Genomic DNA, 21,450 nt, shown 5'->3' with positions numbered 1-21,450 from the left:
ATTAATACGATGGGAGGGGGGAACCCATGAGTCGTGCCCCAATAAGCAAAGATGAAGACAAACGTCTTGCTGCTCTTCGTGAGTATGGAATTAAGAACGTATTATTCGACCCAGGTCTGAGTAACCTGATTAGTCTGGCCGCTAACATCTTCAGCGTGCCTATCGTTTTGGTGTCGTTGGTCGAGGCTGAACGTCAACTGTTTGCCGCTAGCGTAGGCGTTCCTTTTTGCGAAACGCCTCGCGATATCTCTTTTTGCGCGCATACGATCCTAAAGAAAAAGATCATGGTAGTGCCCGATGCCCTTAAGGATGCGCGTTTTAAAAATAACCCGCTGGTTGTGGGCGTTCCCTACATTCGTTTTTATGCCGGGATTCCATTAATTACGCCGTCCGGGCATGCCATCGGCACCTTGTGCATTATCGATTTGAAACCCAGAACGACATTCACCAAACGTGATGAGCATAATTTGCAGGATCTGGCTTCATTAGTCATGGACAAGCTGGAAATGCGACGTCTGGAACTGGCGCGTAAAGCCAGTCAGGTGCGTTTTGAAAATATTGCCAATACCTCGCCCGATACCATTTTGTGCGTTAATGAGAAGGGGATGATCACCTTCTGGAATACCGCAGCGGAACATATGCTGGAATATACTGACGAGGAAATTATTGGCCGCAGTATTAATACCATCGTCCCTGATGCCTTTGTCGTGCAGCTCAATCACCTGGTCACCGATCGGGATTCGCTGATGAAAGGCGTGACGCTGGAACTGAACGTGCAAGCCAAAAGCGGTTGTCTGGTTCCAGTCGAATTGTCGGTTTCGATGTGGGAAGACAACGACAATGTTAGCTATGGCGCGATATTGCGTGACATTACAGAACGGCGACGCAATGAAGAGCGGCTGTTCTTACTCGCGCATCTGGATCCACTAACCGGATTGGCAAACCGCACGCTGCTGACATCCAATCTGGAAACTGCACTCAAGAATGAACCTGCGGTTTGTATCATGATGGTCGATCTGGACGGGTTTAAGGATGTGAATGACAGTCTGGGGCATTCCAGCGGCGATAATATTCTGGTGCATGTTGCCAAAAAAATAAAAGCCACGGTTCGCTCCGGTGATGTTGTCGCGCGAATGGGCGGGGATGAGTTTGCACTACTGTTTCCCGGCCTGAGTGACAAAAAGGTCGCGGGCAAAATTGCCGAGCAAATCATCCATGAAATTTCTCAGGCGATGATTATTGACGATCATCAAATCAATATTAGTGCCAGTATCGGTGCGGTGCTGTACCCAGAGTACGGGCTAACCGTGCAGGATCTGTTGACCAGCGCGGATCTCGCGCTGTATCAGGCGAAATCAGAAGGTCGAAACTGCTACCGCTTTTTTACGCGCGAGCTGCTTGAGGTCTTTCAGGCTAAGCATGCCTTCCAGTTAGAATTTGTGCGCGCTTACGAGCAGCATGAGTTTGAGATGTTCTACCAGCCACAGGTCAAACTGGCGACGAATGAGATTGTTGGTGCGGAGGCGCTGCTGCGCTGGCGTCATCCGGAAAGAGGGCTGCTTAGCCCTGCGGCATTCCTTACCGCACTGGAAAACGGCCCGTGGGCAGAACGCGTCGGGGATTGGATCGTCGAAACGGCATGCAGGCAGGCGGCGGAATGGAGTCAAGCGAGCGACAGATATTTTCGTATCAGCATTAATCTTTTCAGCGCACAGTTTCGTACCGGTATGTTGGCGCAAAAGATTATGGATATTCTTGCGCGTACCGGCTTACAGCCCAGTTCGCTGGAGCTGGAAATCACGGAAAATATCATCCTGCGTTACGATGAAAGCATGCTACAGCCGTTAAATACGCTGCGTGAAGCGGGAATCGGTATTGCCTTTGATGATTATGGAACGGGCTATGCGTCGCTCAGTATGCTTAAAAACTACCCGGTGACTCGGCTGAAAATCGATCAAACTTTTGTCAGAACCATGTGCGAGTCTCCGCCGGATGCGGCGATTGTTCGGGCGATCCTGTATCTCGGGAAAAGTTTCGGCTTGGGTGTGATTGCTGAGGGTGTGGAAACATTAGAGCAGAGTGAGCGTCTGCGGGGTAAAGGGTGTGAGGAAGCACAGGGATATCTGTTTGGGCATCCAATGCCTGCCGAGGAATTCACCCAGTTGCTGAAACTGAATAAGCCAATAGACGTGTAAGCAAGATAGACGAACAGCGTTTTTACCATCCTGCCTTACCAGAAAGCCAGCGTTCGCTGGCTTTCATACTTTGCGCTCCCCGCGCGGTTCACAGACTAAAAAGTGGAATCTGGATCACATTTTTTCTATAGTGCTGGCTCGTAACCCAGTACCGGATGTCCCGTGCACGAAATATTTGAGATGCTCCTTGCGGTCTTCGACCGCGCCGCGCTGATGCTGATTTGTCTGTTTTTCCTGACAAGAACGCGTCAGTTCCGGCAATTACTGCAAAAAGAGCAGCACTCGCCAGGAGAGCGGGTGACGGTGACGGCTATCTTTTCACTGTTTGCGCTGTTTGGTACGTATTCCGGCATTAATGTTGAAGGATCGCTCGTCAACGTGCGCGTTATTGCCGTGATGTCCGGCGGTATTCTCTTCGGTCCTTGGGTAGGCATTGCGACGGGTATCATTGCAGGAGCGCATCGTTACCTCATTGATATCGATGGCATCACCTCCGTCCCTTGCTTGATTACCAGCATCATCGCCGGTATCACTTCCGGCTACATCAATAAGAAAGTCAAAAAAGAACAGCAGTGGAGCATCGGGATTCTGGGCGGCATGCTGTGTGAGTCGTTAACCATGTTGCTGGTTGTGGCATGGGCGACGCCGATTGAATTAGGGCTGGATATTGTTTCAAAAATTGCGGTGCCGATGATTCTTGGTTCCGTCTGTATTGGTCTGATCGTCCTGCTAGTGCAAAGCGTGGCGAATGAAAAAGAGGTTATTGCCGCCAGGCAGGCCAAACTCGCGCTGGATATCGCACACAAGACGCTGCCGTATTTCCGCAATATCAACAGTGATTCACTGACGGCTATTTGTAGGATCATTCGGACTGAAATTAATGCAGATGCGGTGGCAATAACGAACACGCAGCACATTCAGGCGTATGTGGGTATTGGGGAAGAAAAGTATAATATCGGCCACGACATTATCAGCCCAATGACGCAGCAGGCGATTCATGACGGGAAAATCATCATTAAGAATAATGATGAACAGCACCTGACGCCGGAAATCCATTCGATGATCGTCATCCCGCTGTGGGAACACGGGCAGGTAACCGGCACGCTGAAAATCTATTATCGCCATGCGCATAAAATTACCTATTCATTACGTGTGATGGCCGTCGGTTTATCGCAAATCATGTCAACGCAAATTGAAGTGTCCCGCACAGAGCAACTGCGTGATATGGCAAATAAAGCGGAACTGAGAGCGCTGCAAAGTAAGATCAATCCGCACTTTCTTTTTAATGCGCTGAATGCGATTTCCTCATCTATTCGTATTAATCCCGATACCGCTCGCCAACTGGTGATCAATCTGTCCCGCTATTTGCGTTATAACCTCGAACTTAACGACGATGCGTTGATCGATATAAAGAAAGAGCTTTACCAAATTCAGGATTATATCGCGATTGAGCAGGCGCGGTTCGGTGCCAAGCTAACGGTGATTTACGATATCGACGACGATTTAGCGTACAAAATCCCCAGCTTGTTAATTCAGCCGCTGGTCGAAAACGCGATTGTGCACGGTATTCAGCCTTGCAGAGGCAAGGGGACCGTGGTGCTGTCCGTGAAGGAGCAGGGCGATAAGCTACTGGTCGCGGTAAAAGATACGGGTAATGGTATTAGTCAGGAAACGATGGATCGCGTCGCGCGTAATGAATTACCAGGGAATAGAATTGGTCTTTTGAATGTCCATCACCGGGTCCGCTTGCTCTATGGTGATGGGCTGCATATTCGCCGCCTGGAACCGGGGACCGAAATTTATTTCTACATTCCACGAGAAGATAAAACCCCGTCGGCGTTGCCGGATGCCATTCAGGTGCCACAACCGGGATATTCTGCTGCTGAACAAACAGGAGGCAACCCATGAAAGCCATTATTGTTGAAGATGAGTTCCTCGCGCAGCAAGAGCTGAGTTACCTCATCAAACAGCACAGTGATATTACGATTGATGCGACATTTGATGACGGGCTGGATGTACTGAAATATCTGCAACATAACGACGTCGATGCGATCTTTTTGGATATCAATATCCCCTCGTTAGATGGCGTCTGGCTGGCGCAAAATATCAGCAAATTCGCGCATAAGCCTTACATCATTTTTATTACTGCGTACAAAGAACATGCGGTTGAGGCGTTTGAAGTCGAAGCCTTCGATTACATTCTCAAGCCGTATCATGAATCGCGTATCGTCACGATGCTGCGTAAGCTGGAAACGACCTGGCAACAGCGACAAATGGCACCTGCTGTTGAAACGGGCGTGCCTTCTGGTGCCCCGAGAAGTGCGCAGCACACCATTAACCTGATGAAAGACGAACGGATTATCGTCACGGATATTAACAATATCTACTATGCGGCCGCGCAGGAAAAGGTCACGCTGGTTTATACCCGGCGTGAGGAATTCATCATGCCGATGAATATTACGGAGTTTTGCAGCCGCTTGCCGGAAGAGTACTTCTTCCGTTGCCATCGTTCTTACTGCGTCAACCTGACGAAAATCCGTGAAATTGTGCCGTGGTTTAACAATACCTATATTCTGCGATTGAACGATCTGGATTTTGAAGTCCCGGTAAGCCGAAGCAAGATAAAGGCGTTCAGGTCATTGATGCGTCTTTAACGGCATTTCATTCCGCGTTTCAGGCATCTCATTCCCCATTCGATCAACCACTGTCAGCCCGCTTGTATACTGGCCTCAGCCCATAAGCTGACAGTGTTTGGATGGATTTTCTCTTCTCCACATCAGCTTATATTTTTTAGCGTACCGAGTGAATCGGACCAATTTTTGATGTAGGGGAAAACCCATGAATACCAAACCAGTTAATCGGGGATTGATCGTCCTCGGTACCATTATCACCCAAATGGGACTCGGCACGATTTACACCTGGAGTTTATTCAACCAGCCGCTGGTGGACAAATTTGGCTGGACGCTGAGCTCCGTCGCGACGACGTTTTCCATTACCAGTTTCTGTCTGGCCTTTGCCACGCTGTTTGCCGGTAAATTTCAGGAGCGTATTGGTCTGCGTCGCTTAACGATGATCGCTGGTATCGCGCTGGGTGCGGGTCTGATGGCGAGTGCAGTAAGCCCGTCGCTGACGCTGATTTATCTGCTGATGGGCGTTGTTGTGGGTTTTGCGGACGGCACGGCATACATCACGACGCTGTCCAATCTGATCAAATGGTTCCCTAACCGAAAAGGGTTGATTGCTGGCATTTCTGTTGGCGCCTTTGGTACCGGAAGCCTGCTGTTCAAATACGTAAACAGCTTTTTGATTGCGGAAGTCGGTGTGTCAGAAGCCTTTTTCTACTGGGGCGTTATCGTTATGGCGATGATTTTGGTTGGTAGCTCACTGCTGAAAGAACCTGCTGCAGTACCGGTTCAACAGGCTGCGGTTCAGGGGCAGGCGCGTGATTTCTCGCTAGCTGAAATGTTGGCGACCAAAGAATCGTATTTGCTGTTTATTATCTTCTTCACCGCGTGCATGAGCGGCCTGTATTTGATTGGCATTGTGAAAGATATCGGCGTGCAAATGGCCGGAATGGATATGGCAATGGCGGCCAATGCCGTGTCTGCGATTGCGATTTTTAATACCGTTGGACGAATTGTGCTTGGCGCGCTTTCCGATAATGTCGGACGTATGCGGGTGATCAGTTTTACCCTGTTCGTGACGATCCTGGCGGTGTCAGTGATGACATTCCTGCCGCTTAATCCGCTTCTGTTCTTTACCTGTGTCAGCGCCATTGCCTTCTGTTTTGGCGGTAATATCACGGTGTTCCCGGCGATTGTTGGCGATTTCTTCGGCCTGAAAAATCACAGCAAAAACTACGGCGTGATTTATCAGGGGTTCGGTATCGGTGCATTGTCTGGCTCGTTTATTGCCGCTCAGCTTGGAGGCTTTCAGGCTACCTTTATGGCCATCATCATTATGTCTGTCGTTTCGCTGCTGATCACTCTGTGGGTTAAACCACCGAAACATCAACCCGTTGCTGCTTCAATGCGTACGGATATGGCACACGCACAGAGCTAACCGAAGACCGTGGCGGGCAGTCGAAGGGCTGTCCGCCACAACGCTTTTCTGACATAAGGTTTTTCTGCCACACGATTTCCCCTCTCTTACCTGCTGAAATATCGCGATACAGTTCATCACTTTCCCAGTCATCTATGTGTCACAGGCGAACTCTAGCGTCGTTATCAGCACGCCTTTTTCCTAAAACACGTTTTCCAAAATGAAATTTTCCTAAAAAAACGCGATTTTTAAATCGTACCGGAGAAAACATCATGATGATTCGGTTTAGGTTCACGTCTGTTTTTTTGATGCTGTTAAGTGTGGCCTTGCTCATTCCGTTGTCTGCCAGGGCGGCGGTTGAGCTGACGTTTTGGCATAGCATGGACAGCAACCTGAATACGGAATTAATACGGCTGGTCAACCGGTTTAACGAATCTCAGACGGTGTACCACGTTGAGCCTATCTACAAGGGCAGCTATGAACAGACGCTGGCCGCTGGCATTGCCGCTTATCGCACGGGTAACGCGCCGGATATTTTGCAGGTTTATGATGTCGGTACACCGAATATGATGCACAGCGGGGCGATTATCCCAGTGTTCGATCTGTTCAATCAGGTTGGTATCGATAATGACGAAAAAGCCTTCTTGCCAGCGGTGGGACTGTTTTACAGCGACAGTCAGACCGGACACCTGATTTCCCAACCGTTTAACAGTTCCACCCCCGTTCTCTACTACAACAAAGATGCGTTTATTAAAGCGGGGCTCGATCCTGATAAGCCGCCACGCACCTGGAATGAGCTGGCGTACGACGCGATGCGGCTGCGCGAGAGTGGAATGACATGCGGTTATACGAATGCAGGACAGCAGGGCTGGATATTGCTGGAAGCCTTTAGCGTGTGGAATGGATTGCCGATTGCGACGAAAAACAATGGCTTCGATGGTGTCGACGCGCATCTGTTGGTGAACGGTCCGTTGCAGGTCGCCCACATCACCCAGCTTGCGGAGATGATGAAGAAGAAGGCGTTCAGCTATTTCGGCCGCAATGATGAAGGCACCACACGCTTTTATAACGGCGACTGCGGCATATTGACCACCTCATCGGGCGGGTTACGCAAGATTCAGAACTATGCCAAATTTCACTACGGTGTAGGAATGCTGCCTTACAGCGAGGAAGCGAAAGGCGCGCCGCAGAATACGTTCATCGGAGGGGCAAGCCTTTGGGTCATGAAAGGGAAAGCAGCATCGCATTATCAAGGGATCGCTGAATTCCTGCATTTCCTCACGCTGCCGGAAAATGCCGCCGAATGGCATCAGATGACGGGCTATTTACCCGTGACACAACCCGCTTACGAACTCACTCGCGATCAGGGATTTTATGCCCGATACCCCGGCAGCGATGTTGCGTTGAAACAACTCACTAATAAACCGCCACTGCCTTATACGCGCGGGTTTCGCTTGGGCAACATGCCACAAATTCGCACCATCATGGATGAAGAACTGGAGAAGGTCTGGGCAGAGCAAGAAACGCCGCAGCAGGCGCTGGACAATGTGGTTTCTCGGGGCGATCTCCTGTTGCAGCATTTCGCGCAGTCGGTTTCCCGTCACTCGTGACATTTCCCGTTTATTTGGAGTTTTCGACAGATGACAAGGCAAAATAGATGCATAACTCAGGACGTGATTGCGGCGCAAAACGCGACGGTTCTGGCAGTAGCGCATCGTGGCGTTTGGGATTCGGCACCGGAAAATTCGCTGGCGGCGCTACGTGAGGCGATTCGTCTGGGCGTTGATATCGTGGAGATTGATGCGCAATTGACGGCTGATAGCCACGTTGTCGTGATTCATGATGATACGCTCGATCGCACGAGCGATATGAGCGGCTGCATTGGCAAGATGACGCTGGCGGAGATTCGTCAGGCACGTCTACGCGGGAGCGATGGCGGTTCTGCATGGCCATTGAGCAACGAAAAAGTCCCGTTATTGTATGAAGTTCTCGAAGAAGCACGAGGACGTATTGTCATCAATGTGGATGTCAAACATGATCACGAATTTGGTGTGATCGCCCGCGATATCCGCGATAAAGGCCTGAGTGCTGGCGTGATCATGAAAAGTCCGGTTGATCTTGCCTCTGCCCGTTTTCCCATTGCCTCACCGTCGCGGGATACCCAGGTGCCTTATATGCCGATGATCCACCTCAAACGGGGGAAAACCGTCGATATTTTGCGACAGATTGATGATATTGGCGTCGGCATTGTGGAAGCCAATTTTGATCATATTGATGCGGTGACCGAAGCGTATGCCGAGTTTCAACGGCTTGGGGTTCGGATTTGGGTGAACACGCTGGATTGTTCGCATTCGCTCGACTATAGCGACACGCGAGCCTTAGCCGAACCTGACGCCGTATGGGGCGCATTAATTCGTGCGGGGGTAGGGGCGATTCAGGTGGATCACGCTGCCGAATTTATCGAGTTTCGGTCAACGTTGTCGCGCTGACATATCAGGATTGACAGCAGGCAGGATGCCGCTTTCCTTTTGAAAAGTGTAAAGTTATGTGGATTTAGTAACTGAAAAGTTAAGAATGCTTGAAAATGCCACGGCAACCCATACGATGTATGGGTGCAAACTTTATCTTTCTGCAAGAGGAAATCAGACCTTTATGATGCGTATTGCGCTTTTCCTGATCACCAACCTGGCGGTGATGTTGGTTTTCGGGCTGGTACTCAGCCTGACGGGAATTCAGTCCAGCAGTGTCCAGGGCTTAATGATTATGGCTGGGCTGTTTGGCTTTGGCGGTGCGTTTGTTTCACTGCTGATGTCTAAATGGATGGCGTTACGGTCCGTTGGCGGTGAAGTCATTGAACAACCACGTAACGAAACTGAACGCTGGCTGATGGAAACGGTTCGTTCACAGTCACAGCAGGCTGGGATCGCGATGCCACAGGTGGCAATCTACCATGCACCGGACATCAATGCGTTCGCAACGGGAGCCCGTCGTGATGCGTCGCTGGTGGCCGTGAGTACTGGCTTGCTGCAAAACATGAGCCGTGACGAAGCGGAAGCCGTTATCGCGCATGAGATTAGCCACATCGCGAATGGTGACATGGTGACCATGACGTTGGTTCAGGGGATCGTAAACACCTTCGTTATCTTTATCTCTCGTCTCATCGCGCAAGTTGTTTCCGGTTTCCTGTCCGGCAACCGTGACGAAGGTGAAAGCAGTAACGGTAACCCGCTGGTTTACTTTGCTGTCGCCACCGTGCTGGAACTGGTGTTTGGTATTCTTGCCAGTATCATCACCATGTGGTTCTCACGCTACCGTGAATTCCATGCGGATGCCGGTTCAGCCAAGCTGGTGGGGCGTGAGAAAATGATCGCTGCACTGCAACGCCTGAAGACCAGCTATGAGCCGCAGGAAGAGAGCAGCATGATGGCTTTCTGCATTAACGGAAAATCGAAATCCTTCAGCGAACTGTTCATGTCACACCCGCCGTTGGATAAGCGTATTGAAGCGTTGCGCTCCGGCGAATACCTGAAGTAATTTACGATATTATCTTCTACCGTTATCTTCCCAAAGGCCCATTCGGGCCTTTGTTATTTCTGCGTTTATTGGTTCATCACTCCTGCGTTTTCTTCGTCCGAATGTTTTCATTAGATCTGAAACAGGTGGTGAAAATATGAAGAATGTTTTATAAAATAAAACCACGATCACGGAAAAATGAAACATTGTTTCTATAATGCCGATATAACAGGCGTCTCGCGTGAGATTGGTGGCCTGATTTTTGAACAACCGGTGTCGGGATGACCGATTTATCGGGCGATCGAAATGTCAGGGTATCGAAGAGTATGCGTGTGTGGCGTCAGATTCTTCATGATAAGTTCTAAGGATTTACGGATGGCCAAAGGTAACAAGATCCCCCTAACGTTTCATACCTACCAGGATTCAGCAACCGGCACCGAAGTTGTGCGCTTAACCCCGCCCGATGTTATCTGCCATCGCAACTATTTCTACCAGAAATGTTTCTTCAATGACGGCAGCAAGCTGCTGTTTGGTGCTGCATTTGATGGCCCGTGGAATTACTATCTGCTGGATTTAAAAGAGCAGAGCGCCACGCAGCTGACGGAAGGCAAAGGTGACAACACCTTCGGTGGCTTCCTGTCTCCGAATGACGATGCGCTGTATTACGTTAAAAATACGCGTAATCTGATGCGTGTCGATCTGGCTACGCTGGAAGAGAAAACGATTTATCAGGTGCCTGACGATTGGGTCGGCTACGGTACCTGGGTTGCCAACTCCGATTGCACCAAAATGGTCGGTATTGAGATCAAAAAAGAAGACTGGAAGCCACTGACCGATTGGAAAAAATTCCAGGAATTCTATTTCACCAATCCTTGCTGTCGTCTGATTCGCGTCGATTTGATAACGGGCGAAGCGGAGACTATCCTTCAGGAAAACCAGTGGCTGGGTCACCCAATCTACCGTCCAGGTGACGACAACACCGTGGCTTTCTGCCATGAAGGTCCACATGACCTGGTTGATGCGCGTATGTGGTTCATCAATGAAGATGGCACCAACATGCGTAAAGTGAAAGAGCATGCGGAAGGCGAGAGCTGCACCCACGAATTCTGGGTTCCAGATGGCTCAGCGATGATTTACGTCTCTTACCTTAAAGACGATACCAATCGCTACATCCGCAGCATCGATCCGGTTACGCTGGAAGATCGCCAACTGCGCGTCATGCCGCCGTGTTCTCACCTGATGAGTAACTATGATGGTACGCTGCTGGTGGGTGATGGTTCTGATGCTCCAGTCGACGTGCAAGACGATGGCGGTTACAAAATTGAGAACGATCCGTTCCTGTATGTTTTCAATCTGAAAACAGGCAAAGAACATCGCATTGCACAGCACAATACATCCTGGGACGTGTTGGAAGGCGACCGTCAGGTTACTCACCCACATCCTTCCTTTACGCCGGATAATAAACAAGTTCTGTTTACTTCTGACGTAGATGGAAAGCCTGCGCTGTATCTGGCGAAGGTTCCTGATTCAGTCTGGCACTAATAATACTAATAAATCCGCGTCACATTTTATGGCGCGGATTATTTTAAAATATTTTCTTACATATTATTTTATTAAGTCTCTGACGCGGTTATTTCTCAAACTTAACTTGATTATCGTTATTGCTCCATTGCCATAATCAAAGCGTTCCCTTTATACTAAAACCATTGTTCTATTTTTTTTAAAACAAAAAAACCTGAGTAGGGTAACCACAAAAATGGCTAGTGCAGATTTAGATAAACAACCCGATTCCGTGTCGTCCGTTTTAAAGGTTTTTGGTATTTTACAGGCATTAGGTGAAGAGAGAGAAATTGGTATTACCGAGCTTTCTCAGCGAGTCATGATGTCCAAGAGTACCGTTTACCGCTTCTTGCAGACGATGAAATCCCTGGGCTATGTTGCGCAGGAAGGTGAATCAGAGAAATATTCGCTGACGCTCAAGTTGTTTGAACTTGGGGCAAAAGCATTGCAGAACGTAGATTTGATCCGCAGTGCGGATATACAGATGCGTGAGTTGTCTGCACTAACGCGGGAAACGATCCACCTTGGCGCGTTGGATGAAGACGGCATCGTTTATATCCACAAGATTGATTCGATGTATAACCTGCGTATGTATTCACGCATTGGCCGCCGCAATCCGCTGCACAGTACTGCAATTGGTAAAGTGCTGTTGGCATGGCGCGATCGCAGCGAAGTGGAAGAGGTTCTGTCGACTGTCGAATTCACTCGCAGTACGCCACACACGCTGTGCTCTGCTGAAGCGCTTCTCAACCAATTGGATGTCGTGCGTGAGCAAGGCTACGGAGAAGACAACGAAGAGCAAGAAGAAGGGCTGCGTTGCATTGCCGTGCCAGTATTTGATCGCTTTGGCGTGGTGATTGCGGGCCTCAGTATTTCTTTCCCAACGATTCGTTTTTCAGAAGAAAACAAACACGAATATGTCGCTATGCTGCACACCGCAGCCAGAAATATCTCTGAGCAAATGGGCTACCACGATTACCCTTTCTGATATTCGCTATCAATGCCTGAGCCTGTCCTTGCCGACAGGCTTTTTTTATGGCGAGCCGTCGCAAGTGATGTTGAAAAACGTTCCCCACGTTTTTTATTTTTATACCAACACGATAGCGATGCGCATCAACACGATGCGAATAACGGATAGGGTTGGGTATCGAACTTGGCTATGCCAGGGTGGTAAGATAGCTCACAGGTACCTGTCATAAGTGGTTATAAGTGGAGTCGTTGTGAACATATTAGAAGTGGTTTTTGTCTTGCTGATTGTGCTGCTGGCCGCGCTGGTCTGGTTTTTTGTTAATCGGGCGAGTGTCAGAGCGAATGAGCAAGTGAAATTGCTGCAGGAAATCGTAGAGCAGCAACGCCAGCAGTTAGCGTTATTGAAAAAATTGCTGCCCCAGAATGCAGAGAAAAGTGAGCCTGAGGCGCTTGCCGCTGAGCGCGATCGTGATGATGTGGAGTTAACGTTTAAAAGTGTCATCCCTGAACGTTAATGGCTCAATCACTGTGTAACGCGTAAAACACCTATCCCTTTGCCTGCTTACGTCATCCTTCATGCTGATGGCGTAAGCAGGCATTGTTATAAAATGAAGAAGGCTTTACAGGAAGCACAAAAACAACATGGCAAATGCTCAAAACAACATAGCAAACGATCAACAGGAATTGGTTCTAAAACGAGGGTTAAAGAATCGACATATTCAACTGATTGCGCTGGGTGGCGCGATTGGTACCGGATTGTTTTTAGGGATATCGCAGACTATCCAAATGGCAGGTCCGTCCGTTTTATTGGGCTATGCGATTGCCGGAATGATTGCGTTTCTGATTATGCGGCAATTGGGTGAGATGGTGGTGGAGGAGCCGGTTGCGGGTTCGTTTAGCCATTTTGCCTATAAGTACTGGGGCGACTTTGCCGGCTTTCTGGCCGGCTGGAACTACTGGGCGATGTTTATTCTGGTAGGGATGGCTGAACTGACGGCCGTGGGAATTTATATTCAATACTGGTGGCCTGAAACGCCAACCTGGCTGTCCGCCGCGATATTCTTTGTGCTGATCAACCTTATCAATCTGGTTAATGTGCGGATGTTTGGGGAAACGGAATTCTGGTTTGCCCTGATCAAAGTGCTTGCCATCGTTGGGATGATTGTCTTCGGCAGTTGGCTGCTGTTGAGTGGCAATGGCGGTGAAACGGCAACGGTACGTAACTTATGGATCCATGGCGGATTCATGCCGAATGGCGCAAGCGGATTGATCATGGCGATGGCGGTGATCATGTTTTCATTCGGCGGTTTGGAATTGGTGGGTATTACTGCTGCCGAAGCGGCCGATCCGAAGCGTTCTATTCCTCAGGCGACCAATCAGGTGGTTTATCGCATCCTGATTTTCTATATTGGCGCGCTGTCTATTTTGTTATCGCTTTATCCGTGGGGAAAGGTTGTCGATGGTGGGAGTCCGTTTGTCCTGATTTTCCATGCGCTGAATAGCAACATGGTGGCGAACATACTTAATATCGTCGTGCTAACGGCGGCGTTATCGGTTTATAACAGCGGTGTATACTGCAATAGCCGGATGCTTTACGGTTTGGCAAAACAGGGAAATGCGCCGAAATCTCTCGCGAAGGTCAACGCGCGTGGTGTTCCCGTTCGTTCTATCGTGTTGTCAGCCTTAGCAACATCGTTCGGCGTAGCGATCAACTATCTGATGCCAGGCAAAGCCTTTGAACTGTTGATGGCGCTGGTGGTGTCGACGCTGGTGATTAACTGGATCATGATCTGCTTTGCGCACCTGCGCTTCCGTCAGGCGATGATAGAGAAGGGCATTGTTCCTGCGTTTAAAGCCTTCTGGTATCCGTGGGGTAACTACCTGTGCCTGACGTTTCTGGCGGGGATTCTGGTGATTATGCTGCTTTCGCCAGGAATTCGCATTTCGGTCATCTTAATTCCGTTCTGGATTGCCGTTATTTGGCTTGGTTTCCGATTTTCCCGCAAAAATAATGCCGCGATGAAGTCGGTGCAGACACAGTAACTCCCCGTAGCCTGTTCATCACGATGCAAAGATGAACAGGCCACTATCCGGCTTTAACACACTACTTATAAGGTGTATTATTGCCCCGACGTTATCCATGTCACGCTAATGCGCACCTTTAGTGTTCGCATCATGTGTATATATTTCACAGAGTAAAGAGAAATAGCATGGTTAACACTTTTGATTTTCAATTGATATACGATTTTTTGCATGTGAGCTTTCGTGTGGCTCACCACTGTAAATAAGGGAATTATAATGCCAGTTATCACCCTTCCTGATGGAAGTCAGCGTCATTACGACCACGCCGTTTCTCCCCTCGATGTTGCACTTGATATTGGTCCCGGTCTGGCAAAAGCCTGTATCGCAGGACGTGTCAATGGCGAGCTGGTTGACGCCAGCGATAAGATCGATACCGATGCGCAGTTAGCCATCATCACCGCTAAAGATGAAGCCGGTCTGGAAATTATTCGCCACTCCTGTGCGCACCTACTGGGCCATGCGATTAAGCAACTGTGGCCAGATACCAAAATGGCGATTGGTCCTGTTATCGATAACGGTTTTTACTATGACGTTGATATCGACCGTACCCTGACTCAGGAAGACATTGAGCTGCTCGAAAAGCGTATGCATGAGCTTGCTGACACTGACTATGACGTCATTAAGAAAAAAGTCAGTTGGCAAGAAGCGCGCGATGCGTTCGCTGCACGCGGTGAGACCTACAAAATGGCGATTCTGGATGAGAACATCAGTCGTGATGATCGTCCGGGTCTGTATCACCATGAAGAATACATCGATATGTGCCGTGGTCCGCACGTACCGAATATGCGTTTCTGCCACCATTTCAAATTGCAGAAAACGTCCGGCGCTTACTGGCGTGGCGACAGCAAAAACAAAATGCTGCAACGCATCTACGGCACCGCATGGGCAGATAAAAAGCAACTGGCTTCTTATTTACAACGTCTTGAAGAAGCGTCTAAGCGCGACCACCGCAAGATCGGCAAACAGCTTGACCTGTACCATATGCAGGAAGAAGCGCCAGGTATGGTGTTCTGGCACAACGACGGCTGGACGATCTTCCGCGAGCTGGAAGCGTTTGTACGCATGAAGCTGAAGTCTTACCAGTATCAGGAAGTAAAAGGTCCATTCATGATGGACCGTGTGATGTGGGAAAAAACCGGTCACTGGGAAAACTATAAAGAAGCGATGTTCACGACGTCATCAGAAAACCGTGAATACTGCATCAAGCCAATGAACTGCCCAGGCCACGTACAGATTTTCAATCAGGGATTGAAATCATACCGCGACCTGCCGCTGCGTATGGCTGAGTTTGGTAGCTGTCACCGTAATGAACCGTCAGGCTCTCTGCATGGCTTAATGCGTGTGCGTGGCTTCACTCAGGATGATGCGCACATATTCTGTACGGAAGAGCAGGTTCGTGATGAAGTGAACAGCTGCATCAAGATGGTGTATGACATGTACAGCACCTTCGGTTTTGAAAAAATCGTGGTGAAACTGTCTACTCGTCCTGAAAAACGTATTGGTAGCGATGAGATGTGGGATCGCGCTGAAGCCGATTTGGCGGCCGCGTTGACTGAAAATAACATCGAGTTCGCCTATCAGCCGGGTGAAGGGGCGTTCTACGGCCCAAAAATTGAATTTACCCTGCATGACTGTTTGGATCGTGCGTGGCAGTGTGGTACGGTGCAACTCGACTTTTCATTACCGGGCCGTCTGAACGCGTCTTACGTTGGCGAAAGCAACGAGCGTCAGGTTCCGGTTATGATTCACCGGGCTATTTTGGGATCAATGGAGCGTTTCATCGGTATTCTGACCGAAGAATTCGCTGGTTTCTTCCCGACCTGGTTAGCCCCGGTTCAAGCGGTGATTATAAATATCACTGATAGCCAGTCTGATTATGTCAACGAATTGACCCGAAAACTGCAAGAAGCGGGCATTCGTGTAAAAGCAGACTTGAGAAATGAGAAGATAGGCTTTAAAATCCGCGAACACACTTTACGCCGTGTTCCCTATATGCTGGTTTGTGGCGACAAAGAGGTCGAGGCAGGAAAAGTTGCTGTCCGTACTCGTCGTGGTAAAGACCTTGGGAGCATGGATGTCAGTGAAGTCATCAGTAAGCTGCAGCAAGAGATTCGCAGCCGTAGTCTTCATCAATTGGAGGTATAGGTATTAAAGGCGGAAAACGAGTTCAACCGGCGCGTCCTAATCGCATCAACAGAGAGATTCGCGCACATGAGGTACGCCTATCAGGCGTCGAAGGCGAACAGCTGGGCATCGTAAGTCTAAATGAAGCATTAGAAAAAGCCGAAGAAGCAGGTGTTGATTTAGTTGAAATCAGTCCGAACGCCGAGCCGCCGGTTTGCCGAATTATGGATTACGGCAAGTTCCTTTATGAGAAGAGTAAGGCCACAAAGGAACAGAAGAAAAAACAAAAAGTTATTCAGGTCAAGGAAATTAAATTCCGACCTGGTACCGATGATGGCGACTATCAGGTCAAACTACGCAACCTGATTCGCTTTCTTGAAGATGGTGACAAAGCTAAAATCACACTGCGTTTCCGCGGTCGTGAAATGGCGCACCAACAGATTGGTATCGAAGTGCTTAACCGCGTTCGTGACGATCTGAGTGAACTGGCAGTGGTCGAATCCTTCCCATCGAAGATCGAAGGCCGTCAGATGATCATGGTGCTAGCACCGAAGAAGAAACAGTAAGGCATTCAAGTAGCAAGACCGTACAACCTTTGTGTTGTACGGCTTTGTTCGCCTTATCTGATTCGTTTTATTAACAATGCGAAGTGGAAATAACAATGCCAAAGATTAAAACAGTACGTGGCGCCGCTAAACGCTTTAAAAAAACCGCAAGCGGTGGCTTTAAGCGTAAGCATGCTAACCTGCGTCATATTCTGACCAAAAAGTCAACTAAGCGTAAACGTCACCTGCGTCCAAAAGGTCTGGTCTCCAAAGGGGATCTGGGTCTTGTTATCGCATGTCTGCCGTACGCATAAGTAACCTTTTTTTAATTCAGAATAAGACTTTAGGAGAGAGCATATGGCTCGCGTAAAACGTGGTGTAGTTGCCCGTGCACGTCACAAGAAAATATTGAAACAAGCGAAAGGTTACTACGGTGCCCGTTCGCGTGTTTATCGTGTTGCCTTCCAGGCAGTAATCAAAGCTGGCCAATACGCTTACCGCGACCGTCGTCAACGTAAACGTCAATTCCGTCAGCTGTGGATTGCACGTATCAATGCGGCAGCTCGTCAAAATGGTTTGTCTTACAGCAAATTCATCAACGGCCTGAAAAAAGCCTCTGTTGAAATTGACCGTAAGATTCTGGCTGATATCGCAGTATTCGATAAGTTAGCGTTCAGCGCGCTGGTCGAAAAAGCGAAAGCAGCACTGGCGTAAGTCAGTTGAGAGAGGGAGCTTTGGCTCCCTCTTTTCGTCGAGCTCTACACTTTCCGTTTTTATTATTTATAAGACAAAGGTAACGCAAGTATGAACGCTGCTATTTTCCGTTTCTTTTTTTACTTTAGCGCCTGAATTCAGGGGGCTTTGCGCGTAAGAAAAGAAACGAAAAGTAGCGCTTAAGCCTCCCCATAGGGAGGCTTTTTTGTTTACAATAATCGGTTTTTACTCTTGTTTTTAGTAACATTTATCGTTTTGAGTAAAACGACATTCTTCAATCATGACCGTTGGCCACATAGGCAGAAAAAGAGGAACACAATGCCACATCTCGCAGAGCTGGTTGCCAAAGCCAGAACAGCTATAGAAGAGGCTCAGGATGTTGCCGCACTGGAAAATGTGCGTGTCGAATATCTGGGCAAAAAAGGTCACTTAACCCTTCAGATGACCTCGCTGCGCGAGTTGCCGGCTGAAGAGCGCCCTGCTGCTGGTGCTGTCATTAACCAGGCTAAGCAAGACGTTCAGGACGCGCTGAATGCCCGTAAGCACATGCTGGAATCCGCTGAGTTAAATGCGCGTCTGGCGCAAGAAACCATCGATGTTTCCCTGCCGGGCCGCACCATTGAAAATGGTGGCTTGCATCCGGTGACTCGTACCATCGATCGTATCGAAACCTTCTTCGGCGAGCTGGGTTTTTCCGTGGTAACCGGGCCGGAAATCGAAGACGATTATCACAACTTTGATGCGCTGAATATTCCAGGGCACCACCCTGCGCGTGCTGACCACGACACGTTCTGGTTTGATGCTACACGCCTGCTGCGTACACAGACGTCTGGCGTTCAGATTCGTACCATGGAAAAGCAGCAACCGCCTATCCGCATCATCGCGCCGGGTCGCGTTTATCGTAACGATTACGATCAGACTCACACGCCGATGTTCCATCAGATGGAAGGGTTGATCGTCGATAAAGACATCAGCTTCACCAACCTGAAAGGCACGTTGCATGATTTCCTGCGTAATTTCTTTGAGGAAGATTTGCAGGTTCGCTTCCGTCCGTCTTATTTCCCATTTACCGAACCGTCTGCTGAAGTAGATGTGATGGGTAAAAACGGCAAATGGCTGGAAGTCCTGGGCTGCGGCATGGTGCACCCGAATGTCCTGCGTAATGTCGGTATCGACCCAGAAGTGTATTCCGGCTTCGCGTTCGGTATGGGCATGGAGCGTCTGACGATGCTGCGCTATGGCGTGACCGATCTGCGTGCATTCTTCGAAAACGATCTGCGTTTCCTCAAACAGTTTAAGTAAGGCGGGTATACATCATGAAATTCAGTGAACTCTGGTTACGCGAGTGGGTAAACCCGGCGGTTGACAGTGAAACGCTATCTGAACAGATCACGATGGCAGGGCTGGAAGTGGATGGCGTTGAGCCTGTTGCTGGCGCATTCCACGGCGTGGTTGTCGGTGAAGTGGTCGAATGTGGGCAGCACCCGAACGCAGACAAACTGCGTGTGACGAAAGTCAATGTCGGCGGCGAGCGCCTGCTGGATATCGTCTGTGGCGCGCCGAACTGCCGTCAGGGCCTGAAAGTGGCGGTGGCGACGGTCGGTGCCGTCTTGCCGGGCGATTTCAAAATTAAAGCCGCCAAACTGCGTGGTGAACCGTCTGAAGGCATGCTGTGCTCATTTTCCGAGTTAGGTATTTCCGAGGATCACGATGGCATCATTGAACTGCCAGCAGACGCGCCGATTGGCACAGATATTCGTGAGAACCTGAAGCTGGATGACAACGCGATTGAAATCAGCGTGACGCCAAACCGTGCTGATTGCTTAGGCATTATCGGTGTGGCGCGTGATGTGGCCGTGTTGAATCAGCTGCCGTTGAATGAACCGACTATTGAGCCCGTTGCTGCGACGATTCAGGATACCTTCCCGATTCAGGTCGATGCGCCGCAGGCATGCCCGCGTTACTTAGGCCGTGTGGTGAAAGGCATCAACGTTAAGGCGGCAACGCCACTGTGGATGCGCGAAAAGCTGCGCCGTTGCGGTATTCGTTCTATCGATCCGGTTGTTGATGTGACGAACTACGTTCTGCTGGAACTCGGCCAACCAATGCACGCGTTCGATCTCGACCGTCTCAACGGCGGCATTATCGTGCGTATGGCGACAGAAGGCGAAACGCTGACGCTGCTGGATGGTAACGAAGCGAAGCTGAATGCGGATACGCTGGTTATCGCTGACCAGCAGAGTGCGCTGGCGATGGGCGGTATCTTTGGCGGCGAGCATTCTGGCGTCAATGGAGAAACGCAAAACGTTCTGCTGGAATGCGCTTACTTCAATCCGCTGTCGATTACCGGACGCGCACGTCGTCACGGTTTGCACACCGATGCGTCTCACCGCTACGAGCGTGGTGTTGATCCGGCGTTACAGCACAAAGCTATTGAGCGCGCGACTCGTCTGCTGATCGATATCTGCGGTGGTGAAGCGGGACCGGTCGTTGATGTGACCAGCGAGGCAGATTTGCCAACTCGCGCAACGATTACGCTGCGCCGTGAAAAATTGGATCGCCTGATTGGCCATGTGATTGCCGATGAGCAGGTGGGCGATATTCTGCAGCGTCTGGGCTGTAACGTTGCGAAAACCGATGCAGGTTGGCAGGCGACGGCACCGAGCTGGCGCTTCGACATGGAAATTGAAGAAGATTTGGTTGAAGAAGTCGCGCGTATTTACGGCTATAACAACATTCCGAATATTCCGACTCAGGCTCCGTTGATTATGACCTCGCATCGCGAAGCGTCACTGTCATTGAAGCGCGTGAAGACATTATTAGTCGATCACGGCTACCAGGAAGCAATTACTTACAGTTTTGTTGACCCGAAAATTCAGGGATTAATCCACCCTAATGAAGCGTCGCTGAGCCTGCCGAGCCCAATTTCCGCAGAGATGTCGGTGATGCGTTTATCGCTGTGGAGCGGCTTGCTGAGCGCGGCGGTGTATAACCAAAACCGTCAACAAAGCCGCCTGCGCCTGTTTGAAAGTGGTCTCCGTTTTGTTCCTGACACCAGTGCTGACCTGGGTATTCGTCAGGATCTGATGCTGGCGGGTGTGATTACTGGCACGCGTTATGAAGAGCATTGGGATCTGGCGCGTCAGGCCGTTGACTTCTATGATTTAAAAGGCGATTTGGAAGCGGTACTGGCATTGACGGGCAAGTTGTCTGAGGCTGAGTTCAAGGCCGAAAACAATCCGGCATTGCATCCAGGACAAAGTGCTGCTATTTATCTGTGCGGAGAACGCATTGGATTTATTGGCGTTATTCACCCAGAACTGGAGCGCAAGTTGGATCTTAACGGGCGCACCGTGGTGTTCGAATTGTTGTGGGATAAGGTTGCAGACCGCGTATTGCCTGAGGCGAACGAGGTTTCCCGCTTCCCGGCGAACCGTCGCGATATCGCCGTTGTGGTCGCTGAAAATGTCCCTGCGGGCGATATTTTGGCCGAGTGTAAGAAAGTTGGCGCAAATCAGTTAGTTGGCGTAAACTTATTCGACGTGTACCGAGGGAAGGGCGTAGCGGAAGGTTATAAGAGTCTGGCTATCAGTCTGACCCTGCAAGATACCACGCGTACACTGGCAGAAGAGGAAATTGCCGCTACCGTTGCAGAATGCGTAGCAGCATTAAAACAGCGATTCCAAGCATCCTTGAGGGATTGAACC

At 49.7% G+C, this 21,450-nt stretch carries 18 protein-coding genes and 1 other annotated feature; all 18 genes read left to right on the top strand.

Features of this window, described 5'->3' with window-relative positions; translation table 11 throughout:
* Nucleotides 1-26 precede the first annotated feature (26 nt).
* The 18 genes from ACIPUG_RS02880 (at nt 27) to pheT (ending at nt 21,447) form a co-directional block, all read left to right on the top strand.
* On the top strand, nt 27-2,195 hold the full coding sequence (locus tag ACIPUG_RS02880) for an EAL domain-containing protein (RefSeq protein ID WP_227528167.1): 2,169 nt from the start codon (nt 27-29) through the stop codon (nt 2,193-2,195).
* Nucleotides 2,196-2,357: 162 nt separating this feature from the next.
* Nucleotides 2,358-4,103, top strand: coding sequence for a sensor histidine kinase (locus ACIPUG_RS02875; protein ID WP_039286725.1), 1,746 nt, complete (start codon nt 2,358-2,360; stop codon nt 4,101-4,103).
* Nucleotides 4,100-4,849, top strand: coding sequence for a LytR/AlgR family response regulator transcription factor (locus ACIPUG_RS02870; RefSeq protein ID WP_400337225.1), 750 nt, complete (start codon nt 4,100-4,102; stop codon nt 4,847-4,849). Before ACIPUG_RS02875 ends, ACIPUG_RS02870 begins: the two co-directional genes overlap by 4 nt.
* A 184-nt stretch (nt 4,850-5,033) precedes the next feature.
* Nucleotides 5,034-6,257 carry an OFA family MFS transporter gene (locus ACIPUG_RS02865; RefSeq protein ID WP_400337223.1) on the top strand — a complete coding sequence of 408 codons (1,224 nt, stop codon included), beginning with the start codon at nt 5,034-5,036 and terminating at the stop codon, nt 6,255-6,257.
* A gap of 254 nt (nt 6,258-6,511) precedes the next feature.
* The gene (gene ugpB, locus ACIPUG_RS02860) at nt 6,512-7,846 is read left to right on the top strand and encodes a sn-glycerol-3-phosphate ABC transporter substrate-binding protein UgpB (RefSeq protein ID WP_240352803.1); all 1,335 of its coding nucleotides are present in this window, start codon (nt 6,512-6,514) and stop codon (nt 7,844-7,846) included.
* 30 nt (nt 7,847-7,876) lie between these two features.
* Complete coding sequence (locus ACIPUG_RS02855) at nt 7,877-8,725, top strand: glycerophosphodiester phosphodiesterase family protein (RefSeq protein WP_400337221.1); 849 nt, start codon at nt 7,877-7,879, stop codon at nt 8,723-8,725.
* Between the two features lie 163 nt (nt 8,726-8,888).
* Nucleotides 8,889-9,770, top strand: coding sequence for a protease HtpX (htpX, locus tag ACIPUG_RS02850; RefSeq protein ID WP_010297866.1), 882 nt, complete (start codon nt 8,889-8,891; stop codon nt 9,768-9,770).
* A gap of 354 nt (nt 9,771-10,124) precedes the next feature.
* A complete protein-coding gene (gene ogl / locus ACIPUG_RS02845; RefSeq protein WP_010275714.1) occupies nt 10,125-11,291 on the top strand; it encodes an oligogalacturonate lyase in 1,167 nt (388 codons plus the stop codon).
* A gap of 214 nt (nt 11,292-11,505) precedes the next feature.
* Complete coding sequence (gene kdgR / locus ACIPUG_RS02840) at nt 11,506-12,297, top strand: DNA-binding transcriptional regulator KdgR (protein WP_039275156.1); 792 nt, start codon at nt 11,506-11,508, stop codon at nt 12,295-12,297.
* A 232-nt stretch (nt 12,298-12,529) separates the two neighbouring features.
* The gene (locus tag ACIPUG_RS02835) at nt 12,530-12,793 is read left to right on the top strand and encodes a YebO family protein (RefSeq protein ID WP_010275709.1); all 264 of its coding nucleotides are present in this window, start codon (nt 12,530-12,532) and stop codon (nt 12,791-12,793) included.
* A gap of 127 nt (nt 12,794-12,920) precedes the next feature.
* Nucleotides 12,921-14,321: an amino acid permease gene (locus tag ACIPUG_RS02830; protein WP_014915261.1), complete on the top strand. Its 1,401-nt coding sequence runs from the start codon at nt 12,921-12,923 to the stop codon at nt 14,319-14,321.
* A gap of 255 nt (nt 14,322-14,576) precedes the next feature.
* Entirely contained in the window at nt 14,577-16,505 is a 1,929-nt protein-coding gene (gene thrS, locus ACIPUG_RS02825) for a threonine--tRNA ligase (protein ID WP_014915262.1), read from the top strand.
* 2 nt (nt 16,506-16,507) lie between these two features.
* Complete coding sequence (gene infC / locus ACIPUG_RS02820) at nt 16,508-17,050, top strand: translation initiation factor IF-3 (RefSeq protein ID WP_071822580.1); 543 nt, start codon at nt 16,508-16,510, stop codon at nt 17,048-17,050.
* A 95-nt stretch (nt 17,051-17,145) separates the two neighbouring features.
* Nucleotides 17,146-17,343: a 50S ribosomal protein L35 gene (gene rpmI / locus ACIPUG_RS02815; protein ID WP_010275699.1), complete on the top strand. Its 198-nt coding sequence runs from the start codon at nt 17,146-17,148 to the stop codon at nt 17,341-17,343.
* A 43-nt stretch (nt 17,344-17,386) separates the two neighbouring features.
* Nucleotides 17,387-17,743: a 50S ribosomal protein L20 gene (gene rplT / locus ACIPUG_RS02810; RefSeq protein WP_005968887.1), complete on the top strand. Its 357-nt coding sequence runs from the start codon at nt 17,387-17,389 to the stop codon at nt 17,741-17,743.
* A gap of 84 nt (nt 17,744-17,827) precedes the next feature.
* Nucleotides 17,828-17,953: a sequence feature (Phe leader region), on the top strand.
* On the top strand, nt 17,834-17,878 hold the full coding sequence (gene pheM, locus ACIPUG_RS02805; protein WP_106120997.1) for a pheST operon leader peptide PheM: 45 nt from the start codon (nt 17,834-17,836) through the stop codon (nt 17,876-17,878). Its footprint overlaps the feature before it by 45 nt.
* Nucleotides 17,954-18,061: 108 nt before the next feature.
* Nucleotides 18,062-19,045, top strand: a complete 984-nt coding sequence (pheS, locus tag ACIPUG_RS02800; RefSeq protein WP_014915263.1) for a phenylalanine--tRNA ligase subunit alpha — start codon at nt 18,062-18,064, stop codon at nt 19,043-19,045.
* 14 nt (nt 19,046-19,059) lie between these two features.
* Nucleotides 19,060-21,447 carry a phenylalanine--tRNA ligase subunit beta gene (pheT, locus tag ACIPUG_RS02795; protein ID WP_400337218.1) on the top strand — a complete coding sequence of 796 codons (2,388 nt, stop codon included), beginning with the start codon at nt 19,060-19,062 and terminating at the stop codon, nt 21,445-21,447.
* Nucleotides 21,448-21,450: the final 3 nt, after the last annotated feature.

It is taken from the genome of Pectobacterium sp. CHL-2024, from assembly GCF_044751765.1.
In the GTDB taxonomy this organism is placed as follows: Bacteria; Pseudomonadota; Gammaproteobacteria; order Enterobacterales; family Enterobacteriaceae; genus Pectobacterium; species Pectobacterium brasiliense.
Note: the sequence above shows the minus strand (reverse complement) of the source record. Positions and strands in the feature narration are given on the sequence as shown.

What these genes read in the sequence shown, in the direction of transcription:
- ACIPUG_RS02880 (WP_227528167.1), top strand. Translation starts at nt 27, where the DNA reads ATGAGTCGTGCCCCAATAAGCAAAGATGAAGACAAACGTCTTGCTGCT.
- ACIPUG_RS02870 (WP_400337225.1), top strand. Translation starts at nt 4,100, where the DNA reads ATGAAAGCCATTATTGTTGAAGATGAGTTCCTCGCGCAGCAAGAGCTG.
- ACIPUG_RS02865 (WP_400337223.1), top strand. Translation starts at nt 5,034, where the DNA reads ATGAATACCAAACCAGTTAATCGGGGATTGATCGTCCTCGGTACCATT.
- ugpB (WP_240352803.1), top strand. Translation starts at nt 6,512, where the DNA reads ATGATTCGGTTTAGGTTCACGTCTGTTTTTTTGATGCTGTTAAGTGTG.
- ACIPUG_RS02855 (WP_400337221.1), top strand. Translation starts at nt 7,877, where the DNA reads ATGACAAGGCAAAATAGATGCATAACTCAGGACGTGATTGCGGCGCAA.
- htpX (WP_010297866.1), top strand. Translation starts at nt 8,889, where the DNA reads ATGATGCGTATTGCGCTTTTCCTGATCACCAACCTGGCGGTGATGTTG.
- ogl (WP_010275714.1), top strand. Translation starts at nt 10,125, where the DNA reads ATGGCCAAAGGTAACAAGATCCCCCTAACGTTTCATACCTACCAGGAT.
- kdgR (WP_039275156.1), top strand. Translation starts at nt 11,506, where the DNA reads ATGGCTAGTGCAGATTTAGATAAACAACCCGATTCCGTGTCGTCCGTT.
- ACIPUG_RS02830 (WP_014915261.1), top strand. Translation starts at nt 12,921, where the DNA reads ATGGCAAATGCTCAAAACAACATAGCAAACGATCAACAGGAATTGGTT.
- thrS (WP_014915262.1), top strand. Translation starts at nt 14,577, where the DNA reads ATGCCAGTTATCACCCTTCCTGATGGAAGTCAGCGTCATTACGACCAC.
- rpmI (WP_010275699.1), top strand. Translation starts at nt 17,146, where the DNA reads ATGCCAAAGATTAAAACAGTACGTGGCGCCGCTAAACGCTTTAAAAAA.
- rplT (WP_005968887.1), top strand. Translation starts at nt 17,387, where the DNA reads ATGGCTCGCGTAAAACGTGGTGTAGTTGCCCGTGCACGTCACAAGAAA.
- pheS (WP_014915263.1), top strand. Translation starts at nt 18,062, where the DNA reads ATGCCACATCTCGCAGAGCTGGTTGCCAAAGCCAGAACAGCTATAGAA.
- pheT (WP_400337218.1), top strand. Translation starts at nt 19,060, where the DNA reads ATGAAATTCAGTGAACTCTGGTTACGCGAGTGGGTAAACCCGGCGGTT.